This is a genomic window from Pseudomonas juntendi, assembly GCF_009932375.1.
In the GTDB taxonomy this organism is placed as follows: Bacteria; Pseudomonadota; Gammaproteobacteria; order Pseudomonadales; family Pseudomonadaceae; genus Aquipseudomonas; species Aquipseudomonas juntendi.
In genome coordinates, this window is record NZ_BLJG01000121.1 from 1 (window position 1) to 1,231 (window position 1,231).

Genomic DNA, 1,231 nt, shown 5'->3' on the forward strand with positions numbered 1-1,231 from the left:
CAGGCGGCTGGCTTGCTACCCACTGGCGCCTTGGTCCAATCGGGTTGCCGAGGGGGGCTATGCCCGGCCGCAGGGCTGGCAGGCATTGGCGCCGAATACCGAGCACGACGCCTATCCCATTCATGGCAGCGCTTGGCAGCAGGCCTGGCACGTTGAGCATCACAGCGACCGGCGCGCACGGCTGACGCTGGACAGCGCCGTACCCTTCGCCTACCAGGCCACGCTGGATATACACCTGCATGAAGGCTGCCTGACCCTGGACCTGCATGTGACGCACCGGGATGATTCGGCCAACTGGTATGGGTTGGGCCTGCATCCTTATTTCCCGCGCTACCCCGATACCAAGCTGTCTGCGCCCGCGCGCAAGGTGTGGCTGGCCGAGGCTGGGCGCTTGCCGTCGTATCAGGCCACGGTGCCCGAGCCGTGGGGGTTCGAAGCACTGGGCCACCTGCCCGAGACGCTGGTCGACCACGCCTTCAGTGGCTGGCCGGGGCACTGTGTGATCGAACAGCCAGGGGCAGGCTACCGGCTGGCCTGTCGCGCCAGCGGGGCGGAGCACTTCTTGCTGTTCTGCCCGCCGGGGCAAGGCTTCTTCTGCTTCGAGCCGGTCAGCCACCCGGTCAACGCCCATCACCTGCCCGGCCGGCCGGGGCTGAGGCTGTTGCAACAGGGTGACACGATGAGCCTGGGGTTCAGCATGCAGTACCAAGCGTTGTAACGCATTGTGGGCGCTACGTGCTCACTCCAGTTGCTGGTCCCGCAGCGCCTGCGCCAGCATGTCGATGAAGGTTCTGACCTTGGCCGACCCGTACTTGCTCTCGCGGTGCAGTATGTGAATCGGCCAGGGTGCTTCCTCATACTCGGCCAGAATCACCTGCAACTGCCCGCTCGCCAGTTCATCAGCCACCTGGTATGACAATAAACGGGCAATCCCCAGGCCACCGCAGGCCGCAGCGATAGCCCCATCATTGCTGGTCACCGTCAGCCGCGGTTTCATGCGCACCAAAGTCGGCTCATCGGTCACGCCAAAGCGCCAGCCGGCTCGGGGGGACAGGTTGGTGGTACCGATCACCGCATGCCCGGCCAGGTCCGAGGGGTGCCTGGGCACACCGTGGCGCGCCAGGTAACCGGGCGCAGCGCACAACATGCGCCGGACCTGACCGACCCGCAGGGCCTTCAAACCGGAGTCGGGCAACGGGCCGATGCGCACGGCCACATCCATGCCTTCCTC

General features: G+C 66.0%; 2 protein-coding genes. One reads left to right on the plus strand and one right to left on the minus strand.

Translation table 11 applies throughout. The annotated features are described in order from the left end of the window. The coding region (locus tag GYA94_RS16925) for an aldose 1-epimerase (RefSeq protein ID WP_161892747.1) at window positions 1-718 on the plus strand (718 nt) is incomplete at its 5' end. Between the two features lie 21 nt (window positions 719-739). Here GYA94_RS16925 and GYA94_RS16930 read toward each other — a convergent pair. Next, a partial coding sequence (locus tag GYA94_RS16930) for a LysR substrate-binding domain-containing protein (RefSeq protein WP_255326945.1) occupies window positions 740-1,231 on the minus strand: 492 nt, incomplete at its 5' end.